The organism is Pseudoalteromonas sp. Of7M-16 (assembly GCF_022347805.1).
GTDB lineage: Bacteria > Pseudomonadota > Gammaproteobacteria > Enterobacterales > Alteromonadaceae > Pseudoalteromonas > Pseudoalteromonas luteoviolacea_F.
On the sequence record NZ_JAKRFY010000005.1, the window covers coordinates 71,631 to 98,523 of the forward strand.

Annotated in this window: 25 protein-coding genes; 19 read left to right on the plus strand and 6 right to left on the minus strand. The window is 42.3% G+C overall.

Annotated features, from left to right (window positions below; genetic code table 11):
* Positions 1-73 precede the first annotated feature (73 nt).
* The 6 genes from MHN81_RS06775 to MHN81_RS06800 all read left to right on the plus strand — a co-directional run bounded on the left by MHN81_RS06775 (position 74) and on the right by MHN81_RS06800 (position 5,737).
* Positions 74-733 (plus strand): rRNA large subunit pseudouridine synthase E, encoded by a 660-nt coding sequence (locus MHN81_RS06775; RefSeq protein WP_239425360.1) that lies wholly within the window; start codon positions 74-76, stop codon positions 731-733.
* A gap of 79 nt (positions 734-812) precedes the next feature.
* On the plus strand, positions 813-1,913 hold the full coding sequence (gene mnmA, locus MHN81_RS06780; RefSeq protein WP_023401675.1) for a tRNA 2-thiouridine(34) synthase MnmA: 1,101 nt from the start codon (positions 813-815) through the stop codon (positions 1,911-1,913).
* Entirely contained in the window at positions 1,913-2,515 is a 603-nt protein-coding gene (gene hflD / locus MHN81_RS06785; RefSeq protein ID WP_023401674.1) for a high frequency lysogenization protein HflD, read from the plus strand. The genes mnmA and hflD overlap by 1 nt, the downstream gene beginning before the upstream one ends.
* Positions 2,516-2,552: 37 nt before the next feature.
* Positions 2,553-3,923 (plus strand): adenylosuccinate lyase, encoded by a 1,371-nt coding sequence (gene purB / locus MHN81_RS06790; RefSeq protein WP_023401673.1) that lies wholly within the window; start codon positions 2,553-2,555, stop codon positions 3,921-3,923.
* A 75-nt stretch (positions 3,924-3,998) separates the two neighbouring features.
* Positions 3,999-5,153 (plus strand): cupin domain-containing protein, encoded by a 1,155-nt coding sequence (locus MHN81_RS06795; RefSeq protein ID WP_023401672.1) that lies wholly within the window; start codon positions 3,999-4,001, stop codon positions 5,151-5,153.
* 125 nt (positions 5,154-5,278) lie between these two features.
* Positions 5,279-5,737 carry a GNAT family N-acetyltransferase gene (locus tag MHN81_RS06800; protein WP_023401671.1) on the plus strand — a complete coding sequence of 153 codons (459 nt, stop codon included), beginning with the start codon at positions 5,279-5,281 and terminating at the stop codon, positions 5,735-5,737.
* Here MHN81_RS06800 and MHN81_RS06805 read toward each other — a convergent pair.
* Positions 5,721-6,134: a DUF4826 family protein gene (locus MHN81_RS06805; RefSeq protein ID WP_023401670.1), complete on the minus strand. Its 414-nt coding sequence runs from the start codon at positions 6,132-6,134 to the stop codon at positions 5,721-5,723. The genes MHN81_RS06800 and MHN81_RS06805 overlap by 17 nt on opposite strands.
* A 168-nt stretch (positions 6,135-6,302) precedes the next feature.
* Here MHN81_RS06805 and MHN81_RS06810 point away from each other — a divergent pair, with 168 nt between their 5' ends.
* From MHN81_RS06810 to MHN81_RS06855, 10 genes are read left to right on the plus strand one after another with little or no spacing between them, the layout of a single operon-like run.
* The gene (locus tag MHN81_RS06810; protein WP_239425361.1) at positions 6,303-7,439 is read left to right on the plus strand and encodes a methyl-accepting chemotaxis protein; all 1,137 of its coding nucleotides are present in this window, start codon (positions 6,303-6,305) and stop codon (positions 7,437-7,439) included.
* Between the two features lie 7 nt (positions 7,440-7,446).
* Complete coding sequence (locus tag MHN81_RS06815) at positions 7,447-7,815, plus strand: response regulator (protein WP_023401668.1); 369 nt, start codon at positions 7,447-7,449, stop codon at positions 7,813-7,815.
* A gap of 9 nt (positions 7,816-7,824) precedes the next feature.
* A complete protein-coding gene (locus MHN81_RS06820) occupies positions 7,825-8,100 on the plus strand; it encodes an STAS domain protein (RefSeq protein WP_023401667.1) in 276 nt (91 codons plus the stop codon).
* A gap of 9 nt (positions 8,101-8,109) precedes the next feature.
* Complete coding sequence (locus MHN81_RS06825; protein WP_023401666.1) at positions 8,110-10,224, plus strand: chemotaxis protein CheA; 2,115 nt, start codon at positions 8,110-8,112, stop codon at positions 10,222-10,224.
* A gap of 19 nt (positions 10,225-10,243) precedes the next feature.
* Entirely contained in the window at positions 10,244-12,226 is a 1,983-nt protein-coding gene (locus tag MHN81_RS06830; RefSeq protein WP_023401665.1) for a methyl-accepting chemotaxis protein, read from the plus strand.
* A 5-nt stretch (positions 12,227-12,231) separates the two neighbouring features.
* Entirely contained in the window at positions 12,232-12,822 is a 591-nt protein-coding gene (locus MHN81_RS06835) for a chemotaxis protein CheW (protein WP_023401664.1), read from the plus strand.
* Positions 12,815-13,360 (plus strand): chemotaxis protein CheW, encoded by a 546-nt coding sequence (locus MHN81_RS06840; RefSeq protein ID WP_023401663.1) that lies wholly within the window; start codon positions 12,815-12,817, stop codon positions 13,358-13,360. Before MHN81_RS06835 ends, MHN81_RS06840 begins: the two co-directional genes overlap by 8 nt.
* A 9-nt stretch (positions 13,361-13,369) precedes the next feature.
* On the plus strand, positions 13,370-14,173 hold the full coding sequence (locus MHN81_RS06845; protein ID WP_023401662.1) for a CheR family methyltransferase: 804 nt from the start codon (positions 13,370-13,372) through the stop codon (positions 14,171-14,173).
* On the plus strand, positions 14,170-15,243 hold the full coding sequence (locus MHN81_RS06850) for a chemotaxis response regulator protein-glutamate methylesterase (protein ID WP_239425362.1): 1,074 nt from the start codon (positions 14,170-14,172) through the stop codon (positions 15,241-15,243). The genes MHN81_RS06845 and MHN81_RS06850 overlap by 4 nt, the downstream gene beginning before the upstream one ends.
* A 2-nt stretch (positions 15,244-15,245) precedes the next feature.
* Complete coding sequence (locus tag MHN81_RS06855) at positions 15,246-16,871, plus strand: bifunctional diguanylate cyclase/phosphodiesterase (RefSeq protein ID WP_023401660.1); 1,626 nt, start codon at positions 15,246-15,248, stop codon at positions 16,869-16,871.
* Between the two features lie 17 nt (positions 16,872-16,888).
* On the opposite strand, the gene MHN81_RS06860 is transcribed toward MHN81_RS06855, so the two are convergent.
* Genes MHN81_RS06860 through MHN81_RS06870 form a run of 3 tightly spaced genes read right to left on the minus strand, consistent with a single transcriptional unit; the run spans position 16,889 to position 20,013 of the window.
* The gene (locus MHN81_RS06860) at positions 16,889-18,118 is read right to left on the minus strand and encodes a lipoprotein-releasing ABC transporter permease subunit (RefSeq protein ID WP_239425363.1); all 1,230 of its coding nucleotides are present in this window, start codon (positions 18,116-18,118) and stop codon (positions 16,889-16,891) included.
* The gene (lolD, locus tag MHN81_RS06865; protein WP_023401658.1) at positions 18,111-18,818 is read right to left on the minus strand and encodes a lipoprotein-releasing ABC transporter ATP-binding protein LolD; all 708 of its coding nucleotides are present in this window, start codon (positions 18,816-18,818) and stop codon (positions 18,111-18,113) included. Before lolD ends, MHN81_RS06860 begins: the two co-directional genes overlap by 8 nt.
* The gene (locus MHN81_RS06870) at positions 18,811-20,013 is read right to left on the minus strand and encodes a lipoprotein-releasing ABC transporter permease subunit (RefSeq protein WP_023401657.1); all 1,203 of its coding nucleotides are present in this window, start codon (positions 20,011-20,013) and stop codon (positions 18,811-18,813) included. Before MHN81_RS06870 ends, lolD begins: the two co-directional genes overlap by 8 nt.
* A gap of 156 nt (positions 20,014-20,169) precedes the next feature.
* Between MHN81_RS06870 and MHN81_RS06875 the strand changes: the two genes are divergently transcribed.
* Entirely contained in the window at positions 20,170-21,834 is a 1,665-nt protein-coding gene (locus MHN81_RS06875) for a SulP family inorganic anion transporter (RefSeq protein ID WP_023401656.1), read from the plus strand.
* On the opposite strand, the gene MHN81_RS06880 is transcribed toward MHN81_RS06875, so the two are convergent.
* Positions 21,831-22,706: a LysR family transcriptional regulator gene (locus MHN81_RS06880; RefSeq protein ID WP_023401655.1), complete on the minus strand. Its 876-nt coding sequence runs from the start codon at positions 22,704-22,706 to the stop codon at positions 21,831-21,833. The genes MHN81_RS06875 and MHN81_RS06880 overlap by 4 nt on opposite strands.
* Before the next feature lie 98 nt (positions 22,707-22,804).
* Between MHN81_RS06880 and MHN81_RS06885 the strand changes: the two genes are divergently transcribed.
* Both MHN81_RS06885 and fghA read left to right on the plus strand, forming a co-directional pair.
* Positions 22,805-23,926: an S-(hydroxymethyl)glutathione dehydrogenase/class III alcohol dehydrogenase gene (locus MHN81_RS06885; protein ID WP_023401654.1), complete on the plus strand. Its 1,122-nt coding sequence runs from the start codon at positions 22,805-22,807 to the stop codon at positions 23,924-23,926.
* Positions 23,927-24,007: 81 nt separating this feature from the next.
* Positions 24,008-24,850: an S-formylglutathione hydrolase gene (fghA, locus tag MHN81_RS06890; protein WP_239425364.1), complete on the plus strand. Its 843-nt coding sequence runs from the start codon at positions 24,008-24,010 to the stop codon at positions 24,848-24,850.
* 65 nt (positions 24,851-24,915) lie between these two features.
* Here fghA and MHN81_RS06895 read toward each other — a convergent pair whose 3' ends face one another.
* On the minus strand, positions 24,916-26,817 hold the full coding sequence (locus MHN81_RS06895; protein ID WP_239425365.1) for a beta-ketoacyl synthase: 1,902 nt from the start codon (positions 26,815-26,817) through the stop codon (positions 24,916-24,918).
* Positions 26,818-26,893: the final 76 nt, after the last annotated feature.

Consider the following 26,893-nt stretch of genomic DNA (forward strand, 5'->3'; position numbering starts at 1 on the left):
TTCGTATTCATGCTGAAGTAGCTGCTCATATTTGCTAGTATAAGCGCCCAATTATGCTGGTCCTCTGTGAGTTATGACACATAAAAATAGCAAGCGCCCAAACACATCACCTAAAAATAGATCCAATGGCAATACTCGACGACGCCCTTCCAACGGCTCCAAAAAACCGCCAGTCAAGCCTGAGGATGTTAAGATTGTCTTATTCAACAAACCTTTTGACGTTTTATGTCAATTTACTGATGACCAACACCGAAAAACCTTAGCTGACTTTATCGATGTCAAATCAGTCTATGCTGCGGGTCGACTAGATCGCGATAGCGAAGGTTTATTACTTTTGACTAACTGCGGCAAGTTGCAGCACAAACTCACAGAGCCGAAAAAAAACACCGATAAAACCTATTGGGTTCAAGTAGAGGGAGTGCCCGATGAGCAACCACTCGAGATGCTGAGAAAAGGTGTCGAATTAAAAGACGGCATGACCAAACCTGCCAAAGTCGAAGTCATTGACGAGCCTGACATTTGGCCTCGAAATCCGCCAATACGAGAGCGAAAAAATATTCCCACAACGTGGTTAAGTATTACGATTTCTGAAGGGAGAAACCGTCAAGTTCGGCGTATGACTGCACACATTGGCTATCCAACCTTGCGATTGATTAGATACAGCATTGGCAAATATACACTCAGTGGTCTAAATAACGGGCAGTATAAGGTTTTACAGCCAAATAAAGTCTAGGGAGTGTCTTTTGAGGGCGGCCAAATGCGTGCTATACTCACGACCTTTCAAATATTACATATAGATGTACAGCGATATTATGAGCGATAACAGTAACATTAAAGTCATTGTCGGCATGTCTGGCGGCGTGGATTCTTCAGTTTCAGCTTACCTTCTAAAAGAACAGGGCTATCAAGTAGAAGGCTTGTTCATGAAAAACTGGGAAGAAGACGATAACGATGAATACTGTGCCGCAGCTGAAGATCTAAAAGATGCACAAGCCGTGTGTGAAAAACTGGGTATTGAACTGCATACTGTCAACTTTGCAGCTGAATACTGGGACAATGTATTTGAGTATTTCTTAGAGGAATACCGTGCAGGCCGCACACCAAACCCAGATATTATGTGCAACAAAGAAATCAAGTTCAAAGCTTTTTTGGAATTTGCAGCAGAAGCACTAGGTGCTGACTATATAGCGACTGGCCACTACGTTCGCCGTGAAGAGCGTGATGGTAAGTTTGCAATGCTAAGAGGCTTAGACAACAACAAAGATCAAAGCTATTTCTTATATACGTTAAGCCACGAACACGTTGCGCAAACACTATTCCCTGTCGGTGAGATTGAAAAGCCTGAAGTACGCCGCATTGCAGAAGAACAAGGTTTAATCACTCATAACAAAAAAGACAGCACGGGTATCTGTTTTATTGGTGAGCGCAAATTTAAAGATTTCTTGCAAAAATTCCTTCCTGCTCAGCCTGGTATTATTGAAGATGCTGAAGGCAATCAAGTCGGCGAGCATGAAGGCTTAATGTATCACACCCTAGGTCAGAGAAAAGGCCTACTGATTGGTGGTATGAAGGAAGGCTCTGGCGAGCCTTGGTATGTCGTCGATAAAGATGTTGAGCGCAATGTCCTTGTTGTAGGTCAAGGTAAAGACCACCCTCGCCTGTATAGTAACGGGCTCAATGCCAATCAACTGCACTGGGTTGACCGCGAAGGCCCACAAGGAACCACTCGCTGCACAGTAAAAACTCGCTACAGACAAGAAGATATTCCATGTACTCTGCTGGTCGGTAAAGATGGCATGGCGCGCGTACTGTTCGATGAGCCACAAAAAGCAGTTACACCGGGTCAATCAGCGGTATTTTACTTAGATGATGCATGTCTTGGCGGCGGTATCATCGAGTCGGTGATCAAATAATGCAACCAAAAGCCGTTATTCCATTAGCAGCTATATGTCAGATAGCTAAGCTTGTTCAAAAATGCGCACGTTATGGCACTTTTAACGAAAACGAAGTCCATACTTTTTTGCAAAGTATACTAAATACGTCACCTCAAAACCCAGAGGACGTCTATGACGACCACTTCGCTTTAAAAGGTGGCTATCAAGCTTTGGTAGCACAATTATCCAGCGAAGGTGAAAAAGACGTTGAAATCGTAAAATACGTCGGTAGCTTGCTACAGCTTGAACGCGCTTTGTCTGCAAATAGCGCTGTATTTTCAGAGCTGGCCAAACGCATTGAACAAGTCGAAAGACAAACCTTACATTTTAATGTATACGACGAACAAGTATTAGGTGCACTCGCTGATATCTACACCCAAGTTATCAGCCCTGCCGGCCCTAAAATCCAAGTATTTGGTAAACCAGATTTACTTCAGCAAAGCCATATTCAACACAAAATACGTGCATTGCTGTTGGCAGGAATTAGAAGTGCTGTGTTGTGGAGACAACTAGGTGGTAAACGCCGCCATTTCTTTTTTTCTAAAAAGAAAATTATCGCCACTGCACAACAGTTTATATAAATTATCGTTCAAAAAAACCAATTAGTTAGGAGAAATTATGGAGCTTTCAGCGTTAACCGCTATCTCTCCAGTGGATGGTCGCTATGGTAGCAAAACCAAAGAGCTGAGAAGTATCTTTAGTGAGTTCGGTCTTATCAAATACCGTGTCACAGTTGAAGTTCGTTGGTTACAAGCTCTAGCAAAAGCAGACGCAATCAAAGAAGTGCCTGCTTTCAGTGATGAAGCTAATGCGATACTTGACGGCATTGTTGCAAACTTCAGTGAAGAAGATGCACAACGTGTCAAAGATATCGAGCGCACTACAAACCACGATGTTAAAGCAGTTGAATATTTGCTAAAAGAGAAAGTAGCGGATAATGCAGAGCTACAAGCTGTAAATGAATTCATTCACTTCGCTTGTACATCTGAAGACATTAATAACCTATCTCATGGTTTAATGCTAAGTGAAGCGCGCGATCAGGTGTTACTACCATACTGTGATAACCTACTTGCAGCAATCAAAGAAAAAGCAGTTGAGTACAAATCAGTACCAATGATGACTCGTACTCACGGTCAACCTGCTTCACCTTCAACTATGGGTAAAGAGTTTGCTAACGTTTATGTTCGTCTACAACGTCAGCGCGAGCAAATTGCTAACGTCGCTCTTTTAGGCAAAATCAATGGCGCTGTTGGTAACTACAACGCTCACCTAAGTGCTTACCCAGAGTATGATTGGCATGCACATGCAGAATCATTTGTAACTAGCCTAGGACTAACTTGGAATGCATTCACAACGCAAATTGAGCCGCATGATTACATTGCTGAGCTATTTGACGCAATTGCACGTTTCAATACAATCCTACTAGACTTTGATCGTGATGTTTGGGGCTACATTGCTCTTAACCACTTCAAACAAAAGACCATTGCTGGTGAGATTGGCTCTTCTACGATGCCGCACAAAGTTAATCCTATCGACTTTGAAAACTCTGAAGGTAACTTAGGCCTAGCCAATGCTATTTTCGCTCACCTAGCACAAAAACTACCAGTTTCTCGCTGGCAGCGTGACCTAACTGACTCAACGGTTCTACGTAACCTTGGCGTTGGTATGGGCTATGCGCTAATTGCATACCAAGCAACGCTAAAAGGCATCAGCAAGTTAGAAGTAAACGCAGATCGTCTTCTAGCTGAACTGGATGACAACTGGGAGCTGCTTGCTGAACCAATTCAAACAGTGATGCGTAAGTACGGCATCGAAAAACCATATGAGAAGCTAAAAGAGCTAACGCGTGGTAAGCGTGTTAATCAAGAAATCATGGCTGACTTTATCGATGGTTTAGACTTACCAGACTCAGTTAAAGCGGAAATGAAGTTGATGACGCCGGCAAACTATATCGGTCGTGCTGAAGCGTTTATTGACGAATTAAACTAATCTAGTCAAATAGATTTTATTAAGCGAAAGGAGCAGCTTTGTGCTTGTAACTTTCGCTTTTTTTATGGAGAAAATATGTACCAGCTGTCTATTAATAACATGACTCAAGAAGCGTTTTTGAGTCAGTACTGGCAAAAAAAACCCTTGTTAATTAAAGGAGGTTTCAAAGACTTTCAGGACCCCTTGTCTGCAGAAGAACTTGCAGGATTGGCAATGGAAGACAGCATTGAGTCTCGATTAATCACTAATCATGACGAAAATTGGCAAGCGCACCATGGTCCATTTGAAAACTTCGAAAAACTAACTGAAACAAATAGCACGTTATTAGTGCAAGCCGTTGATCACTGGCATCCACCAGCAGCCCAACTACTTGTCCCTTTCAGGTTTATACCCAATTGGCGAATCGATGACTTGATGGTGAGCTTTTCAACACCAAATGGTGGTGTAGGCCCACATTTAGATCAGTATGATGTTTTTATCATTCAGGGTGAAGGCAAAAGACATTGGCGCGTTGGTATGCCAAATGCCAACTTAAAGCAATTCACCAAAGATAAAGCCTTACTACAAGTCGAGCAATTTGAAGCAGTAATAGATCATATTTTAGAACCTGGAGATATTTTGTATATTCCTCCGGGCTGCCCTCATGAAGGGTATGCTGTTGAAAATGCACTAAACTATTCTGTCGGTTTTAGAGCACCAGACCAAAAGGACCTCATCAGTAGTTTTGCTGACCATGTCATTGACGAAGAAGCTGGCATAGAGCGATACAATGATCCAGAGCTGACTATAAGGTCTTCTCTTGGTGAAATAAACACACAAGATAAAACCAAAATACAAGCGATGCTATCGAGTCTGATCCATGATGATGAATTGTTTAGCAAGTGGCTAGGGACGTATCTCAGCCAACCCAAACACGATATGGATTTGGCCCCTCTAGAGGATGCGCTTGTTGCTGAACACTTAGAATCAGAAATTGAACTGGATGACACAATAGTTCGAGCTGGTGGTGTGCGAGCAATATACCAAAGCATCGGCGAAAATATACTATTGAGTATAAACGGTGAATCCTATCAATTGTCACAAACAGACCTAGAACAGGTAAAGTTGTTAACTGATAATACAAATTTTTTGTTTAAACAGGTAAAACCAGCGTTAATGAGCTTGGAATTCAAACAAACGTTAACTACGCTTATAAACGACGGGCTTTATTATGTCGAAGCTTGGTCTTAATGCCTGACTGACAGGGCCAACCATACAAAAAGGTGTCACGATATTTGGCACCTAAAATAATAATAGGGGTTGAAACTTCCCTTATTCGTCAGGGCGTGTTGTATGATTTTCGCTAAGAGGTAATCATGAATTATCACGTCGACAAAGTGAGTTGGAAACAAACTCAGGGACAGCTGCGCCAAATTCGTGAAAGAGTGTTTGTGTGCGAATTACACTTACCAAAACATGTTGAGTTCGATCAACATGATAAAACAGCAGATCATGTCTTAATCCGCGATGAAAATCACCAGGCTGTTGGTACAGGTAGGCTGTGCAGTGATGGGTTAATAAGCCGTATCGCAATTGTTAAAGACCACCGAAATAGACAAGCCTATCAATCTTTGATCGGATACCTAGCAGATCTTGCCCAGCAAAAAGGCCTTAAAGAAGTTTTTGTGCAATGTATTTTGGAAGAAGTGCCCACCTTTGTAAAATCAGGCTTCAGCAAACAAGGTGGTGTTTTTATGGAAGCTGGGATCCCAAGACAACGTCTTAAGTGCCCTGCTTCGATGATAAATTCAGAGCCATTTACGATGCTACACTAGCCCACAATTTGTCGTTGTTATAAATTGCATATATATCATGAGCTTTGTTGACAAGTAAGTTAGCAAAGTCAACTTGTGTTTTCTCTTTAACACCAGCGTTAATAATGCCGTCTGCTTTGAGTTGCCATTGATATGAAAAATATCTCAGCGCTTCTCTTGCATTGCTCGCAGCTTTGTCTCCTGTAGCATCAGTAGGAACTTGCCCTGTAATTGCCCAATACCCTTTTCCCTTTTCGTCTTGCAGCTTCCAAACAGCAATCGCCGGAGGCAAAATGCGGCACTCTTTTTCAATAATTTTATTGGTGATAATTCCTTTTTCTGCCAAATGGCGCTGCGCAGCTTGTAGTTGCTCTCTTTGCCACAATTGTAGTGACTGCTGCTGTTGTGATTTTGACATAATAAACCTTGCTTACTTTTATTCTAACGCGCTTCAACTTGTCTCTAACTCTATTAATTTCATTAACGACTTGCAACATAGAAACGCCAAAGCGCAGACATAAATTAAAATTTGCACAATAATCATACTTTACTAGGCTAAAATTAATCCAACTGAAGATTAAGTAACATGTTTTTGTTTGTATCTTACATAGTGCCAATATTGGTACTCGTTATTGGTTTAATATTTATTGACTCAGTAGCTATTTCAGTGCTAATGGCGGGTTTGTCTGCTGCAAGTTTGTTTATGCAAAAGTTGGCACTCGCACAACAGCAAGCCGAACAGCAAGAGGAACCTCCCCTACCCCACGAAAACATAATGCAAGAGCAACAAGAAGACCTTGCTTGTTTAGAGCAGCTCAGCAGTGTCATCATTCCTCAATTGATAGCCCAAGTTACAAGCGCCAGAGAGCAGACAAAAGGCTCAGTTGTAAACATGTCGGGAGAGTTTTCTAATCTCGTTGGCAATATATCAGCGACGCTAGATAGAACAGCCAATGATAATGGGGCTAGTTTGCAAGACGTTTCAGAGTCTAGCCGAGACAAGTTAAATGGCGTACTCGCCTATATTGAACAAACCAACGACTCACAGGCACAAATGACTACGACCATTAAGGATCTAGTCGACAAAAGCAATGAACTTCAAACCATGTCAATAGATGTGTCAAAAATTGCCGAGCAAACCAACTTACTTGCGCTAAATGCATCAATTGAGGCGGCGCGTGCTGGTGAAAATGGTAGAGGCTTCGCTGTGGTCGCAGATGAAGTTCGCTCCTTGGCTAATTCAAGTGGTGAGACTGGTGTACGTATTGGTCAGCTTATAGAGAGTATTGCTAATGCAATGCGCTCTTCAATGGATTTAATGAACTCAGAACTAGAGAAAAAGCAAGTACTGACCGAAAAGTATCGGACTGAGATAAATACCGTTGTTGACGAATGGCTGGATCTATCACAACACGTCGAATCTCATGCCGCTGAATTACATGCGTCAAACTTAGAAATTCGAGAAAAAATCTCACAGATCCTTGTTGATTTACAGTTTCAAGACCGAGTCGATCAGATCCAAGACAGCGTCACAATCGCTTTAAACATCATGATTGAAGAAATAGACCAATTTATTTTGAGTCGCAGAGAGTGCCAAACAGCCAGATTTAATCATCAGAGGATCAGTAATGAATTGAAAAAAACTGCCGCGACTAATGAGCAACGCAGCATCTTGTCCAAAGGTCGTGACGACGACACTGTTGATGATTTAACTTTCTTATGAGGACGTTATGAGTAAAACCATTCTAGTTGTAGACGATTCTGATTCTCTCAGACAAGTTGTAAACATTGCCCTAACAGGGGCGGGATTTAATGTTATCGAAGCCAGAGATGGTAAAGACGCTTTAACTAAGCTAAATGGCAATAAAATACACTTGATAATCAGCGATGTGAACATGCCCAATATGAACGGCATCGAATTTGTAAAGCAAGCTAAGCAATTACCACAATACAAGTTTACGCCTGTCATTATGCTCACTACAGAAAACCAGCAAAGTATGATGGAAGAAGGGAAAAAAGCAGGTGCCAAAGCTTGGATGGTCAAACCCTTTAAGCCTGCACAAATGTTGCAAGCAGTATCGAAACTTTTAATGATGTAGAGAATAGGTATGTCTGAGTGTTTTAAATTTCCAACAGAGCTGACAATTTACGAAGTTCAACAAACGTTCAATGAAATAAAGTCATATATTTCAGAAAAAGACAGCGTTTCTTTTGACTTCAGTGAGACCACGGAAGTCGATTCAGCAGGCCTGCAACTCATTATTTGGGTTGTTTATCATAGCCAAAAGATTGGTTTAAAAATTGATACAATCTCTACCAATGACATCATCGAAGCGCGCTGTCAAAAACTGGGTGTTGGCATGTCCACGCCCCCAAATGACTAAGGGGTAGTCATGTCTATTGATTTGTCTTCGGCCATAGCAACCTTTGTAACGGAATCAAAAGAACTGTTGCAAGAGATGGAGAATGGCCTTTTAGACTTGGAGTCTGAGACCTCTGATGAGCATGCGAGCGAAATTATCAACGCGCTGTTCAGAGCTATTCATACAATCAAGGGCAGCGCGGGCATTTTTGATTTTGTGCATGTCGTAACACTGACCCATATCGCAGAAACGTTATTGGAAAGTGCCAGAAATGGTGAACTGCAATTGGGCAAGGACTTAATCTCACTTTATCTAGAAACTAGAGATGCAACAGAAACACTCATCACACTCGCCGCAGCAGAGACGGAACCTGACCAAGATTTACTTAATAAAGTAAATCACTTAGTTTCTTGTTTCTCTAAGTATATTGATACAGATGTCGATGATGCCCAAGGTGAGGTGTTGAAAAAAACCACCTCGGGAAACCAACTTGATAACGAGCGCTGGATACTGTTTTTTGTACCTAATGAGAATGTGCTCAGGAATGGATTAGACCCCTACTCGTTCATTCACTATTTGAATTCAGAAACAGATGATCTCAAAGTCAGTACTTGGTTTGACTCGATGTTTGGACCACAACAATTTGATCCTGAGTCTAATTACTTGTCGTTTATAATATCATTCAATACAGACAAAACGGAAAATGACATCATTGACGTTTTTGAATTTATTCACAGTGAAGCATATATCGCCATTTTACCACCTAAAGGCGACGCTGAAATCCTCAAAGCCAGTATTCAGAAATATCAAGACATAGACTTTGTAACTCATTCTCTCAAAGAGGCAGACCCAGCTTTCGCTGACATAATGCAGTTGCTCAATCAAAAAGAAAAAGCACCTCCACCAGAACAATCCACTGCTCAGTCCGGAGCTGCACCAGCGGTAAATACATCAAAGCTCCATAAAAGCAAAACACTTCGGGTTGAAGCACTAAAACTCGACAGGCTCATAGATCAAGTTGGAGAGATGGTCATAACTGGCGCTAGAACTAACCTACTTGCTCATGAAACTGGCAACGAAACCTTAATAGAAGCAATGGCACTGCTTGAACGACTTGTCGAAAACATAAGAGACAGCTCGTTAAAGCTCAGAATGGTGCAAATTGGAGAAACGTTCAATAAGTTTAAACGCGTTGTACGAGATATTGCAGACGAGCTTGGTAAGCAAGTGGAGTTAACCATTGTCGGTGCAGAAACCGAGCTGGATAAAACGTTTGTCGAAAAAGTCAGCGATCCACTGATGCATATTGTAAGGAATGCCATAGATCACGGGATAGAAGACCCTGATACCCGACGCGCACAAGGTAAACCTGAGCAAGGACAGCTAACACTTAAAGCCTACCATGACTCAGGTTCAATAGTGATTGAAGTAAGTGACGATGGTAAAGGGTTAGATCAAGAAAAGATTTTAAAACGAGCAGTCGACAGAGGCCTAATCTCTGCAAATCAAACCTTGCAAGAAAAAGATGTCAACTTGTTGATTTTTGAGCCTGGATTTTCCACTGCAGAGTCTATCACCAATATTTCTGGACGCGGTGTGGGCATGGATGTCGTAAAGCGAAATATAGACAGCTTGCGAGGCAGTGTTGAAGTTGAAAGCACACCGGGACAGGGGTCGACCATTTTAATTCGCTTACCTCTTACTTTGTCTATTATCGATGGCTTTATGTTCGAGGTTCATAAAGAAAACTATGTCATTCCATTGGATACCGTTGTCGAGTGTTTAGAGCTTCATGAAGTTGTATCTGAGCAAGATATTCAGGATAAAAGTTATATCAATTTAAGAACCGAAGTACTGCCATTTATACGGTTAAGAACCTTATTTGGCATAGAAGAGCAAATAGATCATACCAGAGAATCTCTGGTCATTGTTCAGTTCGGCACGCTGCGTGCTGGTTTGGTAGTAGACTCGCTTAAGGGCGAGTTCCAAACAGTTGTAAAACCACTAGGAAGGTTGTTCGAAGGACTCAAATGTATTAGCGGTGCGACCATTTTAGGTAGCGGAAATGTCGCCATTATTTTAGACGTTTCCGCACTAATTAAGTCTGCAATTTCAGTTTATGAGGCGTTAGAGAAAAAGCATTAGGTAATCCCGGAGAGCTAACATGTTTAAGAACTTTACAATTCGCAACAAGATTATTCTTGCGATGTTTACCATGGGGGTATTGTTATTAGTCATAGCAATGTCTGTTCAGCTTAAAAACGGAGAAATTGAAGAGTTTGCGGTAGACGTCGGTAAAGTGGATATACCTGAAACAATCTACGCATTAAACATGTTGGATGAGCTTGGGGATATGAACAGTAATGTACTGGAGTATATTGCCGGGGAGTCTGACGAGAGCGAGGATTTTCGCTCGAATTACAATGAGTTTATTCGTTACTTAGAAGATTTGAAGCAACTTGGGACGGTGAATAATTCTCTGTTGAGACAACTGGAAGAATTAGTAACTCGCTACGCCAATGAAAATCAAGAGTTAATTTTTGACCGCTTCGACCCATTGTTAGAAGCAAAGGCGATTGATAAATACGACTACTTAAACAAAGAGTTTGCTATCCCGCTTGAGCAACTTCTAGATACATTGAAAGAAGAGGAAGTCGCCGATGCAGGCAGCAGCGGTGATTTCAATGAAGTGGTGAACGATGACCTACCTGGCGTTCGCTATTACCTAGAGTTAATTGACGAACAAGGCGATATGATGAGCTCCCTAAATGCTTATATGCGCGGTGCATTAGGTGCAGACTCAGCATTTGAAAAAGATGCTAGAACATTCTCTGGGTTTTTAGCTGATATCAAGCCCCTTGAGAGAAAACCGCCAGAAATAAAAGCACTGAGTGAGGTCGAGCGGATGTACCTCGAGCTATACAATGGTGGTAAAGAGATTTTTGCCATGTATGATCCGCGCAATAAAATCAAGGCATCTAAGGATGTTGACCGTCTAGAACATGAGGTATTCAACAAAATCGAAGACCTCTTGGAAGAGATATCAAATGAAGCCATTCAAGAAGGTGATGAATCTCTCAACGCTTTAGTCACCGCAGCTCGAGAAAGTATATCATTAGTCTGGGCTCTATTAGTTGTGGCCATTGTGCTGGCTACAGCCACAGCTGCGTTTCTGATCCGGGGTATCGTTATCCCCATTAACGCACTCGCTGAAGCAGCAGAAGACTTGCGATCAGGTGAAGGAGATCTAACAAGGCGCATTCCTGATTTTGGCAATGATGAAATAGGAGAAACTGCACGCAGCTTCAATGGCTTTATTGAGCGTCTGCAAAATATCCTGCTAGACATTCAAGAATCTGTTGAATCTATTGCCCACAGCACTAACGAAGTGGGAACAACATCTCGAATGCTCAGCTCTACGTCGAACCAACTCGCAGCAAGCGTAGAGGAAACCTCCGCATCCTTAGAGCAAATGAGCTCCTCTATCTCTATGAATACAGAAAATTCTAAGGTAACCAATGACATTGCCAAGCAATCAAGTAGCGAAGCAAACGATGGTGGCCGCGCTGTAAAAGATACCGTTAAAGCTATGACGCAAATTGCTGAAAAGATAGGAATAATCGAAGACATCGCCTACAAAACTAATTTACTTGCACTCAACGCCGCAATTGAAGCGGCAAGAGCTGGCGAACATGGTAAAGGGTTTGCTGTGGTAGCTGATGAAGTCAGAAAGCTTGCAGAACGCTCACAAGTGGCTGCACAAGATATCAGTACACTGGCAGATAACAGCGTGAAAATAGCGCAACATGCAGGAGGAATGCTTGACAGAATGGTGCCCAATATTGGTAAAACCGCAGATTTGGTACAAGAGATCACCGCAGCGTCAACAGAGCAAAGCACGAGTGTTGCTGAAATCAACCGAACTGTCTCGCAATTAGATGAAATTGCGCAGCAAAATGCGTCAGCATCGGAAGAACTAGCTTCAACCGCCAAAATGGTGCAAGACCAAACCAGTGATATTCGCTCTACAGTGAACTACTTCAAACTCAGTAACGATAGGCAAATGATGAAGTTGAGACGTTCTGTACAAGAAGCAAAGTCATCAAGTTCAATGCCAGAAGAAGGCTATACACCGTTTGATGAGTAAATGTTATGACAGATCATACTAGTCAAAGTAGTTTAGTCGACAAAGATAAGTATTTGGCGTTTGAGCTCAACCATGCCTCTTATTCCATCAACATCTCTTTGGTCAAGGAGATCATGGAATATATTGAAGTTGATCCGATCCCCATGGCACCCGAGTTTATTATTGGCGCGATTAACTTACGCGGAGAGGTTATTCCAGTTTTTGATCTCTCCTTGCGCCTTGGTAAACAATCTCAAGAAATCACCAATCGAACCTGCATAATTATTGCCGAATGTCTGTTCAATAATCAGGAAATTACAATTGGCTTGAAAGTGGATATGGTCACCAAAGTGCTCGACATTTCCGGTGCAGACATCGATGCAGTGCCAAGTATTGGTGGTCAGTTTCACAGTCGATTTGTACTTGGATTGGCCAAGTTGCCCGATAAGCTAATGACAATCTTAGACATATCTAAAATTCTCACGTTAGATGAGCTAAAACTCATTGAGGACCTCAATAACGCAGATCTCAACGAAACATCCCTAGAATCCGAAGACAATATAGAAACACAAGAAAACTTAGATGAAGAAGCACCAAATGAGGTAAACCATGAGTGATGGTCATCAAGAACTGCCCCATATTCAACAAAAAGGTGAACTGAGATACTTGTTTGTCAAGGTAGGCCATGATCACTTTGGGATCCCTATCGACTCTGTAAAAGAAGTCATTGAATTGGTTGAAACAACCATGGTCCCAATGTGTTCTGATGTAATTCGCGGCGTGATCAATGTCCGTGGCAGCGTGATACCCGTGTTAGACCTACAAAGCCGCCTCGGTCTAAAATCAGTAACCCCTTATGACAAATATAGCTGTATCGTCTTGTACGACTTCTTTGATCAATCATTGGAGGAGTCAATGACGCTTGGCATGTTAGTGAACAGTGTCGTGTCTATCGAGTTTATTGACCTGAACAAGCTCGAGTCCTCCCCTTCCTTTGGTTCTAACATCCCTCGCCACTTTGAGTGGAAAATGGCAAAGATTAATAACAAGTTGACCACATTATTGGACATTGCAAAAGTGCTCAATGTGAATGAAATCAACTCTACGTTAAAACATGAACAAGAGCAGTTCTTTATCAATTACTGCCAAAGGTAACTCTAGTAAATGACCATCAGCCAGCTGGAGTTCAATCAATTGAACAGAGTGCTCGATGAACACACGGGTATTCGGTTGAACAATGCTAAGGCCGATATAATGGCTAGCCGCTTGAGCTCCCGGCTTAGAGCGACAAAATGCACCACACATAACCAGTACTACCAGCTAATTACCAGTCCTAACGGACACAAAGAACTTGATATATTTATCGACAAGCTGACCACTCACGAAACTTACTTCTTTCGTGAACAGTCTCAATTCGAGTTTATGTATGAATACTATAGAAACAGGCGTAGTCGCAACGTGCCTATCAGAGCTTGGAGTGCAGCCTCTTCGACCGGGGAAGAAGCATACTCAATAGCCATGGTGTTAGATGACTTATTCTACAATGGACGCTGGTCTGTAACAGGCACTGACATTTCTCCAACTTCTGTAGAAATGGCCAAAGAAGCGTGTTTTGCTATTTCAACCGCACAAAAAATTCCTAAAAAATATCGAAAAGCCTATTGTTTAAAGGGCATAGGACCAAATGAGGGAACGTTTACGCTCAATAAGGCAATTAAAAGCCACTGTACGTTCGATGTAGACAATTTGCTGCACTTACGAAAGGTAGACTATTCTTTTGATATTATCTTTTTACGCAACGTCTTAATTTATTTTGACGAAATTAAACAAAAAGCAATTATTGATAATATTGTGCATCGGCTTAATCATGGTGGTCTTTTGTTTTTAGGGCATTCGGAGTCATTGAGAAAAAAGCGCCCAGGACTGGAATTAATTCAACCCTGTATCTATAAAAAGGTTAGGTTATGATCAGCGTATTCATCGTTGACGATTCTGCGGTAATGCGGCAACTCGTTGGCGAAATCATACAGCATGATAGAGAATTAAAACTTATTGGTTCAGCACCTGACCCGATATTAGCTGAGCGAAAAATGAAAATGAATTGGCCAGACGTCATTTTGCTCGATGTTGAGATGCCAAAAATGGATGGCATCACTTTCTTAAAAAAAATCATGCAAGAAAAGCCGACCCCTATTATCATGTGCTCGGCACTCACGCAAAAACACACTGAAACCGCGATGGAAGCACTTGCCTCTGGTGCTGTCGATGTTATCGCCAAACCAAGTCAAGGCCTGTCAGATTTCCTTAATAATCAAGGTATCACGCAAATTATTGATGCGATCAAAGCGGCGGGTAAGGCGAAAGTCAAACCGCTGCGTTACTTAGCTGAAGAATCAGTACGTCATAATCACACCGTCGACGAAATGCTGCCGCCTACAGCACCAAATGAGCTTAAACCACCAATAACACCAGACAAAGTCATTGCGGTTGGCGCATCAACTGGGGGCACTGAGGCCCTCACGGGGTTTTTGTCTCTTTTGCCACCCAATATTCCCCCAATTGTCATAGTTCAGCATATGCCTAGCAAGTTCACCCATGCGTTTGCACAACGGCTCAACACGGTTACTCGCCATACTGTCGTTGAAGGTGAAAATGCCATGAGATTAAAAGCAGGTCACGTATACATAGCGCCCGGAGGTAAGCATATGTTGGTAAAACGTCAAGGTAGCGACTACTATTTAGAAGTACGAGATGGTCCCTTGGTAAGTAGGCATAGGCCTTCAGTAGATGTGTTGTTCAGATCAGTCGCACAGTCAGTCGGGCGAAACGCAATTGGCGTAATACTAACAGGTATGGGCGATGATGGTGCATCAGGCATGCTAGACATGAAAAGTGCCGGCGCAATAAATTTTGCCGAAAGTGAGGCGAGTTGTGTTGTGTTTGGTATGCCAAAAGAAGCCATCGCGCGAGGCGCCGTTGATAAAGTCTTTTCACTAAGCAATATCCCGTATCAAATTTTAAAAGTGTTAAGGTGCTAGCTATGCAAAAAAGCCTTTTAGAACTGCTAAATATCATCTACGTTGCTTACGAGCAAGACGGTACAATTACAGGCATCTCAGACAAAGCTAGCAATTTAATCGCACTAAAAGTAGGTGACAATATTGTTGACAGCCCTACCTTAAAATTTTTCGACGAAGACTTTAATGATTTAAAAAGCCAAGACGTATTATTTGAAACCTGTTTTGACCAGCTAGAACTCGGAGTGAGTGTAGACAACAGCAATGTGCACTGGGTTCGGTTTAGCTATACCAGAAAAAACTCTCTCACTTTTGTCAAAGTCGATTTAATAGAAGAGCTGGTTGCGATTCGGCGACTTAATAAACAACTGGCAATTCGCGACCCGCACACTGGCCTCTTATACAGAGAAGCTTTTGTAGCAAAAGTACAAGAGTTAGATACCGCTGGTGTAATGTGCTGTATTCGCATTTGCAACTATCAAAGGATCTCTGAGGTTTGGAACATTGGTGTCGCAAATCTTGTATTTATGGAAGTATTGTCACGCTTCCAAGGGGAATATGAACAAGGTGTATTTTCTAAACACTCGTCCGATTGTTTTTGTGTATTTGTTCCCAACTCCTCTTCCCTCAATATCGAAGCCTTATACAACCACCTAAATGAGCCATTTGAATTTAATGACAGTAGCTTTTATAGCAATGTCGCTTTGGGGTATTACAAAGAGACAAGTAAAGACGACCATGAATTAAGCCTCAACAAAGCTGAAATGGCAACTTTTGACGTCTTATCGGAAAAGCTGAGATTAGTTGAATTTCAAGAAGGGTTAGCTCGGCAAATCGAACGGCAAAATAAAATAGAGACTGCGCTAAGAGATGCTTTGCATAACGAAAAATCAAAAAATGCTTTTAATGTTGTGTTGCAGCCTTTGCACGATACCAAAACGGAATGTTTAATTGGCGCCGAATGCTTGATGAGGTGGACACTTGACGGCCAACCTGTCTCACCAGTTGAGTTTATTCCTATTGTGGAAAGCACAGGTGATATCAATAAGCTTACCATGTTTACACTTTCACAAATAAAGGAAGCCAAAGACAAGCTCAGACGAGAAGGCATTGATCCCAAAAATTACATGTTTGCTATCAATATCAGTGTCGTAGAGATATTAGATGTCAACTTTGAAAGTAAATTGCTTACCGCTTTATCAGAGTACAACATAGATCCGCGCTGCATCAAATTAGAACTTACCGAATCAGCCCTGATCGATAACTTTTCTTATGTAAACGAAGTCCTCATATCCTTACAGAGTAAAGGGTTACTTATTTCTATTGACGACTTTGGAACTGGGTTTTCTAGCCTGAGTTACTTGTGTAAGCTTCACTTTGATGAAATCAAAATTGACCGCTCGTTTGTGACCAATGTGGTCAAAGATGGAAAATTGCAATCCGTCTTTAACTCAATTGTATCTTTGGCAAAAAACCTAGATAAACCCCTCGTTGCAGAAGGTGTAGAGGACATGGAGCAAATGATTTACGCAAAAGCCAAAGGCGTCCAATATGTTCAGGGATACTATTATAGTAAACCCCTTCCAATAGACGCCTTTATCGAATATGTACTTGAAGACAAGTCGAGTTACTTACACTTTGAGAGCTAACTGTCGCGTCGCCTAAATTACCCACCGCCAAGCACACGTGCAGGCTGCACCTTAGTAGCCTGCCATGCGGGATATACACTCGAGATGACCGAAATTACGACCGTCGCCAAGAGTACAATTATAATATCCGCGAATTCCAATTTACTCGGTAAGAACTCAATAAAGTAAACCCCTTGCAATGGGTTACTCCCGTCTATTGAGGTCCAAAGAGCAAATAAATCTGACACGTTAAGCGCAATCACGGTGCCGACAATTAACCCAAAAAATGCGCCCACTAATGCATAACTTAGCCCTTGTACTGCAAAGGTCATAAAAATTGTTTTGTCTCTTGTGCCCATCGTTTTTAATATGGCAATGTCAGCTTGTTTTTCTTTAACTTCCATAACCATTGACGAAATAATATTAAAACTGGCTACTGCAATAATTAGAAAAACAACAAGATAGACAATGGTTCGCACCATTTGAATGTCTTGATATAAACTACCTTGTGTTCTAAACCAACTTTGTACATAAACCAAGTCCGGTAAAATTCTGCCTGCGTCTATTGCAATTTGGTGCGCATTGAAGACATCATCAACAGTTAGTCGCAAGCCCGTAACAACCATTGGTTCCAATGAAAGCGCCTGTTGAATCTTCGCAATGTTAACCAGAGCCAAATTTTTATCTACTTCCCCGCCCATTGCAATCAGGCCCGCGACGTTAAAAGACACACGTTTAGGGGCGGCAAGCGCATTTTTTGCATGCTGATTTGCGATCAGTACAGTGACCTTATCCCCTAGGTTTACATCTAAATGAGCTGCAATCCCTTGCCCTAAGACAATTTCATCAGCTGCAAGGTCTTTTAAGTTTAATGGTTGAATGTATTCGTGGATGCTTGAAACTTTGACATGCCGACTAGGATCAATTCCTTTTAACTGAGCTGCTTTTAATTGGCCTTTGAACTGTACCATACCGGTTAAATTTATTTCCGCCGTTGCAGCGACCACACCAGGTTGCGCTTCAAGCAGCTCCACTTTACTCGGCCAATCCGTAATTGGATCATAAGGCGCTTGATAACTCACATGTGGTACAACAGAAAGTAATCTTTCTTTGAGCTGCTGCTCAAACCCATTTATAACGGACAGAGCTACTATCAGTACAGTAACACCAAGAAACACACCTATTGTTGAAGCTTTACTGAGAAAGCCAATAAAGCCGCTTTGATGCTTGGACTCTCGCAGCCGTTTGCTCAAAAACAGACTAAGCATGCACACTCCTATCTGCTTTTTGGTAATCAACCAGCACACCGTCATCCAGCTGAACGACACGTCCTAACTTTTCAGCCAGCTCTAAATCATGAGTAACAATGACAAAGCTGGTATCGAATTCCTTATTGAGTTCATTCAGTAACTCGTAAATTTTAAGGGCATTATGTTTGTCTAAGTTACCAGTCGGTTCATCTGCAAGCACCAATGATGGCTTGGTTACGAGCGCTCTTGCTATTGCAACACGCTGTCTTTCTCCGCCAGAAAGCTCAGATGGCCGATGTTCAGCTCTGTGCCCAAGCCCCACTTTTTCAAGCATTTTTACAGCTTCATTTTTTGCTTCTTGCTTTGATTTACCCGCGATCAAAAGTGGCATAGCCACATTTTCTAGTGCGCTGAAGTCCATTAACAAATGATGAAATTGGTATATAAACCCCATATGACGATTACGAAAATCAGCTTGTTTTGCACGCGAAAGAGACTGAACATCTACACCTTTAATTTTTAGCGTGCCATCTGTCGCTGCATCCAATGTGCCCAGTATATGTAGCAGCGTGCTTTTGCCTGAACCTGAACTACCCACAATCGAAAGCGTTTCGCCTTGCTGCAAAGATAAATTGACCCCTTTTAGAACTGACACTTGATTGCCAGCTTCTTGATAGGACTTGTTGAGCGCTTGGCATTGGATCACTGGATCATTCATATCTTAAAACCTCTGCAGGCATCACTTTGGCTGCTTTTTTCGCAGGGTAAAGCGTTGCTAAAAAACTTAATAATAAACTGGTGAAAATAATAAAGGACAAACTCACAGTATCAAACTTAACAGGAAGAGCCATTCCCCCTAACAGGGATAGACCAATCAAATTCAGAACTTCATTGATGTTCGCAGCAAGTAACAGTCCTAAAATCGAACCTATCAAAGTGCCAACAACACCATTGTATAAACCCTGGATCATAAAGACTTGAGCAATTTTACTAGGTGTAAACCCAAGCGTTTGCAAAATCGCCACTTCCCCTTGCTTTTCACTTACCATCATGGATAACGCAGAAACGATGTTGAATACCGCGACAATGACGATCAATGCCAATAGTAAAGACATGACACGTTTTTCCATGGCGACGGCTGCAAATAATGCTCCTTGTTGGACTTGCCAATCTTGGTAGCTAAACTGAGACAATAATGCCTGGTGATCAGCTTTAAAATCTGACACAGAAAATGCATCATTTAGGGTCAAACTCACATCGTATTCTCCAGGCTTTTTCTTCAGCATCTTCATTAAGCTATTGCCATCAGCAAAGGCTAAACTCGTATCGGCCTCACTACGTGAATTGTATATGGCTGCCACTGTAAATAGTCTTTGCTTGGGGACTCGGCCAAGAGGAGTGTAACTCGTAATATCAGGAAAAATAACCCGCACTTTACTGCCGAGCCTAACGTCCAGCTTATTTGCCAAAAAGCGACTTAACGCAAGCTGATACCTAGCATCATGAAGCGACTTCACACTGCCTGATTCAATGTGAGGGCTTATCGCGGTTGGGTAACCATCAAACGAGCCTTGCAGCCGCACACCGACCAGCTCTTTATTGGTCTGTAAAATCACATCCGAAGTCACATAAGGAGAGACACGTTTAACACCTGAAAGCGATGCAAGTGCATCCAACTTTGTAGCTGGCTGGTTATGTTCTTTTGCCGATAACTGTATGTGCGGAATGAGATCTAACATGGCATTTTTTAGGCTTTGTTCGAAGCCGTTCATAACCGAATTAACAGTTATCAAAGACATTAATCCAAGGGCAATTCCCGCTATAGAGAAAAAAGAGATGAATGAAACAAATGCATTTCCCTTGGATGAGCGACTATATCTAAGCCCAACAAATAGGCTAACCGATTGAAACATATTAAAATTTAATTATTTAATTTCTTCTAATTTGGTAATGCTAACACAGATAAGATCCACTGGTCACACCTAGTTGTGTAAAAAATTTTTAATTATCCGCTACTTAATGTCTCAATTTGGTGTAAAATGCGTGAAATCTTGCGGTATGGAAGTTCTATGTTATCCCTAGACAGATTTAAGCATATGAATTTTAAGGGGGATTTGTTCGGTGGTGTGACCACTGCGATTATTTCTCTTCCCCTAGCCCTCGCCTTCGGGGTTGCTTCTGGTGCCGGTGCAGAAGCTGGAATGTGGGGCGCTATTCTCGTCGGTCTTTTTGCTGCCTTATTTGGTGGTTCTACCTCTTTGATTTCTGAGCCTACAGGTCCGATGACGGTTATTATGACCGCAGTTTTGACCACCATGATGGCACAGTATCCCGAAAACGGATTAGCAATGGGATTTACCGTTGTTATGATGGCCGGGGCGTTTCAAATATTGCTCGGAACTTTAAAGTTAGGTAAATATGTTACCTTGATGCCATATAGTGTGATATCCGGATTTATGTCTGGTATTGGTGTCATACTCATTATATTGCAGTTAGCTCCTCTATTGGGCCATCAGGCGCCAGCCGGTGGTGTTTTGGGTACTCTCAGTGCCTTACCTGAACTCATATTAGACCTGCATTTTGCTGAGTTATTTTTAGGGATCCTTACATTAGGGATCTTGTTTTATCTGCCACAAAAGTACCGCCAATATGTCCCTGCACAATTGGTCGCACTTGTTGCAGTGACTCTAGTATCTATACTGCTATTTGATAAAGATAGCATTAGCCGCATAGGCGAAATTCCAAGTGGTTTACCTTCTATCGTATGGCCAACCTTCACCACCGAGCAGTTTACCTCCATGGTTATTGATGCTCTTGTACTTGGTACGTTAGGTTGTATAGATACGCTTTTAACTGCGGTTATCGGCGACAGTTTGACGCGAACAGAACACGACTCTGATAAAGAGTTACGAGGTCAAGGTATTGCAAATATGATCTCTGGCTTGTTTGGCGCATTACCAGGTGCCGGCGCGACTATGGGAACTGTGGTCAATATTCAAGTTGGAGCTCGCTCGCCACTGGCTGGCATCATTCGTGCCCTGATTTTGATGGCTGTGGTATTTGTCGCAGGCGGTTTGACCGAACCCATCCCGATGGCTGTACTTGCAGGCATTGCAGTATATGTTGGCTACAATATTCTGGATTGGAGTTTCATCCAACGTGCGCATAAACTAAGCCTTAGCCAAATGGTTATCATGTATGGCGTTATGTTATTGACTGTATTTGTCGATTTGATCGTCGCTGTGGGTTTAGGTGTTTTCATCTCTAATATCATGGTTATCGAACGATTGAGCCGTGTTCAAGAGCAGCATGTCAAAGCCATCAGTGACAGTGATACTGATGAAGATGTGCCGCTCAATAGCCATGAAAAGGCGCTACTAGAGCAAGCACAAGGCCAGCTATTATTTTTCTATTTGTCTGGGCCAATGATTTTCAGTGTGTCAAAGGCAATTGCACGCCAGCACAGATATATTAGTGAATACAAAACCATGGTTTTGGATTTAAGTGATGTAGCTATGCTTGATGTAACAGTAAGTTTGGCCATAGAAAATGCCATCACAGATGCAATTGATGCTAATGTTCAAGTATTCATCTATTCTCCTAACCAAGAGACCAGCGAAAAGCTGAATAAGATCAATATTCGCGAAAAACTTGGTAAGGATGCATTTTGTCACAGCCGTGAAGCTGCTTTAAATAAGGCATTAGAAGCAATGTCACTAGGAAATGACAACTAGTCTGACATTAAGCCTTCTGCTAAAAACTCAAGCAGCTCTCTGACCGAGGTAGGCAAGTAACGTCTGGGTGGATACACTGCCCAGACCCCTTCCGCCTCAGGCCTAAAAGTGTTCAATACTTCCACCAACTCACCCTTTTCAATTTCTTCACTTAAGTAATAATGGGGAAGCTGTGCCAAGCCCAAGCCTTGCTTGGCTGCATCGACAAGCGCCCAGCCACTGTTACAACGCAACCGCCCCTTGACGCTTACCTGGCGCTCTTTACCTTCATCAACAAAGCGCCAGACACTCGACTGTCCTACCAAACAAGCGTGGTTATCTAAATCAGTAATGCTTTTGATTGGTTTATTGTTATCTATATACGCCGGAGCACCACAAACTAGAGTTTGTCTATGCGTCAGTAACCGGGCTCTCATTGATGAGTCTTTCAAATTGCCCAAGCGTATCGCAAAATCAAAGCCTTGCTCAATTAAATCAAGCTGATTGTTATTGAGTTCCATATCAATTTGAATATTTGGATATAAAGACATAAATTGATTTACCAAAGGCATAATATACTGCTCGCCATACATCACGGGCGCTGTCATTTTAATTTTTCCAGCAGGTTGACTGTCTCTCTGTCTAAGGGCTGAAGTTGCATCATCTAAGACATGTTGCAGATGCTTGGCATGTGACAGAAAGACATTTCCTTCCGTTGTCAGTGATAACTTTCGCGTTGTGCGATTCAACAACTGGTAGCCCAAAGTACTTTCAAGTGCTTTTACCCTACGACTTACTTGCGCAACAGATGTATCTAATTGCTCTGCAGCTCCTGTGAATGATCCGCATACAGCAACGGCGACAAATTCATCTATACCTACCCATCTATCCATTATTACATATCCGTAAAAGTCTTTTATTATTTTCGAGATTATCAAATTTATAATAAAGGTTATACTTAAGCCTCTCTATAAAACAGGAAAACAAGAACATGACACAATTCATTAAATCCAAAGCCGCCATTGCTTGGGGACCAGGAAAACCACTCAGTATTGAGGAAGTGGACGTCATGATGCCCAAAGCTGGCGAAGTGCTGGTGAAAATTACTGCGACCGGTGTATGCCATACCGATGCCTTCACCCTTTCAGGTGAAGATCCAGAGGGTGTTTTCCCTGCAATTTTAGGCCACGAAGGTGCAGGTATTGTTGAAGCCGTTGGGGAAGGCGTTACAGGTGTTGAAATCGGCGACCATGTGATACCACTTTACACGCCAGAATGCGGTGAATGTAAATTCTGTACTTCAGGTAAAACCAACCTTTGTCAGAAAATCCGAGAAACCCAAGGTAAAGGTTTAATGCCAGACGGCACGACTAGATTCTACAAAGATGGTGAACCTATTTATCATTACATGGGGACATCTACTTTCTCTGAATACACAGTTTTACCAGAAATTTCATTAGCTAAAGTAAATAAAGAAGCACCGCTAGAAGAGATCTGCTTATTAGGTTGTGGTGTGACAACTGGTATGGGTGCGGTACTAAATACTGCTAAAGTTCAAAAAGGCGATACGGTTGCCATATTCGGCTTAGGCGGCATTGGTTTATCTGCGATCATTGGCGCCACCATGGCCGGAGCTAGCCGTATTATCGGGATCGATATAAACACCGACAAATTCGATTTAGCAACTAAGCTTGGCGCGACTGATTTAATCAACCCGAACGACTATGACAAACCAATTCAAGAAGTCATTGTAGAAATGACAGATGGTGGTGTCGACTTTTCTTTTGAGTGTATCGGTAATGTCAATGTAATGCGCAGTGCTCTTGAGTGTTGCCATAAAGGCTGGGGTGAATCGGTGATCATTGGCGTTGCAGGTGCGGGTCAAGAGATCTCAACACGTCCATTCCAACTTGTTACAGGTCGAGTCTGGCGTGGTTCTGCTTTTGGCGGTGTAAAAGGTCGCTCAGAGCTACCGGAAATTGTAGAACGTTACATGGATGGTGAATTTAAGCTAAATGACTTTATTACCCACACGATGGCATTAGATGAAATTAACGAAGCTTTCGATCTGATGCACGAAGGTAAGAGCATTCGCTCGGTCATTCATTACTAATTGTGATTTCGCGCGGCAAGTCTACCACCTGCCGCAGATTTCCACTCGAATCTTTATTTATCTCTAAATAGCGTAAAATATATGGAATTAATCAGCGAAAACAAAGTGTTTGGCGGCGTGCATAAACGCTTCAAGCATCAGAGCTCCACTAACAATTGCGAGATGACCTTTGCTATTTTCTTACCAAAGTCAGTAAGTAACGACACTAAGCTCCCCGTTTTATATTGGCTTTCAGGGCTGACATGCACTGATGAAAACTTTATGCAAAAAGCCGGTGTATTCAAATATGCCAGCGAACATGGGCTTGTTATTGTCGCGCCGGATACTAGCCCTCGTGGTGATGACGTTGTTGACGATGAAAATGGTAGTTACGACTTTGGGCTAGGCGCAGGTTTCTATTTAAATGCGACACAGGCACCTTACTCAACGCATTACAACATGTATGACTATGTGACAAATGAGCTGCCAAAACTCATTGAATCAAACTTCTTTGTCAGCACTAAAAAAGCAATCAGTGGTCACTCTATGGGCGGTCATGGTGCATTGACCATCGGCCTTAGAAATAGTCTCCAGTACGAGAGTATCTCGGCATTTGCTCCCATTTCAAACCCAATCGATTGTCCTTGGGGTGTCAAAGCATTTAGAGGTTATTTGGGAGATGATGAAGCCACTTGGGCACAATACGATGCAACAGCGTTATTGAGACAAAATACCATATCTAGACAAGTCCCAATCAAAATTGACCAAGGCGCTGATGATACTTTTTTAGTAGACCAGCTAAAACCTGAGGCACTGCTCAACGCAGCTAAAAATATCGGCTATGACATTGAGTATCAGTTGCACGGCGGCTACGACCACAGCTACTTTTTCATCAGTTCATTTATCGAACAACACATTGAGTTTCACGCCAAACACTTGCGTTGATCACCAGTACTCAACGCACAAAAAAAGGCGCTATTCCCTAGCGCCTTTGTTGCTTAACATTAATTCTATTTGCTGATATCAGCATACTGATTGTTACCAGTTAGCTTAATCGCTTCTTCAAAACCAGGAATGCGCAGTTCGTTTTGGTCTAAGGTCAGTTGTGATTCATCCACCATGCCGTTGCCAAAGCGATAAATCAGCTCATATTTACCTAAATCTGCGGCTTCTTTATATGCTTGCTGATTCTCAGAAGTTTGCGCTAGTTTTTGCTGATACACATTTAGCGCATCTTCGCCATGACGCTTTGCCAGTAAACTGTGCGTTACTTTTGGCGAAAACACGGTCGCTGTAGCATTGTTTCCACCAAAGCCTTTGGAGTTGATGAACGCAATGTCCATGTCGCCACAATCATAGTGGTAATTACGTATGTCTAAATGCTCATCATGGACATCGTCCGCAACTTTATCAATTGTCGTAATACCCGGCATAATATTATGGCTAAATACCCCCAAAGCCATTGCTAACTGGTCACCTGATGCCGGCGCAATTGTATGCCCAACATAGGCTTTTGGAGCCGCAAGCTTCCAGCCATTAATCGAAAATGCCTCTGCGACTTTATGGTAAATAGCTGACTCTGTAACGCGATTTTGCGGAGTACTTGAACCATGAGCCAAGATAAAGCTACGCTCTTTTAGCGATTCTTCACCTGCAATTTCCTGTGCTAATGCCACAGATTTTGCCATCGTAATATAATTACCTGGCCCTGGCGCTGTAATTGACTTTTTGACGCCATCAGCATTTACAAAAACATCTACGACTGAACCCATTACCTCAGCACCGAGTTCTAAGGCAAGTTTGTCATCCATCAAAATTGCAACCTGTGCACCTTCACCAATAGTGAAACCACAGTTTTCACCAAATGGGCGACTCGTTCTGCGATGATCAACTTGCTCTGTATTGTCCAGCTTTTTCAAACCTTCTTCATTTGCAAGCGCGCCCATATTACCAAAGCCTTCAATCACTTCTGGTGTAAGCGCACATTCAACACTGGCCACAACCGCTACACGTGTACGGCCTGTTTGAATGTCATTAACAGCCGCGCGTAAATTGTAAAGGAAAGTGGCACACGCCCCTGCTGTCGAGAATGTTGTACCTACGCTTCCTGTTACATACGCATTGATAAAGTCAGTTGACATAGTATTTAATCCTAATGCCAACTGCTTAGTACTTACACGCTCACCTTTCAGTCGACTTCTTACCAGCCCGCCAAGACCTTCATTATCCATCTGTCCCGCAACGGACGCTGAGTAAGTGCCAATTTCATCAGGCTTAACACGAGACATAACACTGTCCCAATCAAGGCCTGTTGATTTTATCGCATCAGTTGCGGCAAATATCGTGGCTTGTAATCCACGTGGTTGGTAACGGCTGTTGTACATCTTTGCGGGTTCAAAACCTGTAGGTAACTGGCCAGCAGCTTTAATTGGATTGTCTCTGAAGCTGTCGTGTTTAACTTCTAATTGCTCAGGAACGTGGACGTTAACCGTTTTTGCATCTACCTCTTCGACCAACCAGCTACTTGGCACAGGTGTAGGCAAGTCTTTTTTACGACAGGTAAAGCGGATCCCCTGCTCTGTATTAGCCGTAATCGTTAGCTTCTGCTGCCAATGCGTTGCGTCTACATCAAAGTGGTTCTTTTCTATTCTTCGAATTAAAGTACCAGCTATTACTTGCTCACCAACTTTGGCTTCAACTTCTGACTTACTGATGACATCGCCATTGTGGGTGACAAGACTGTCTCCTTCCACTGACACTAAGTTCATCAAAGTCGCCAGACCTAAAAAAGTATCTGCTCTTGCGTCATTATCTAATTTATCTAGCACAATTCTGCGATACGCTTGGTGAAAAGATGTTCTACCTGCGGCATTAATACCACCCATACCGACAATAATAGGTAATGCTGTCATACTTAACTCTTTAATACATATTTGTTGCAATAATTCTAGAATGAAGTAGATAATATAACTTTACACAATTCGCCAC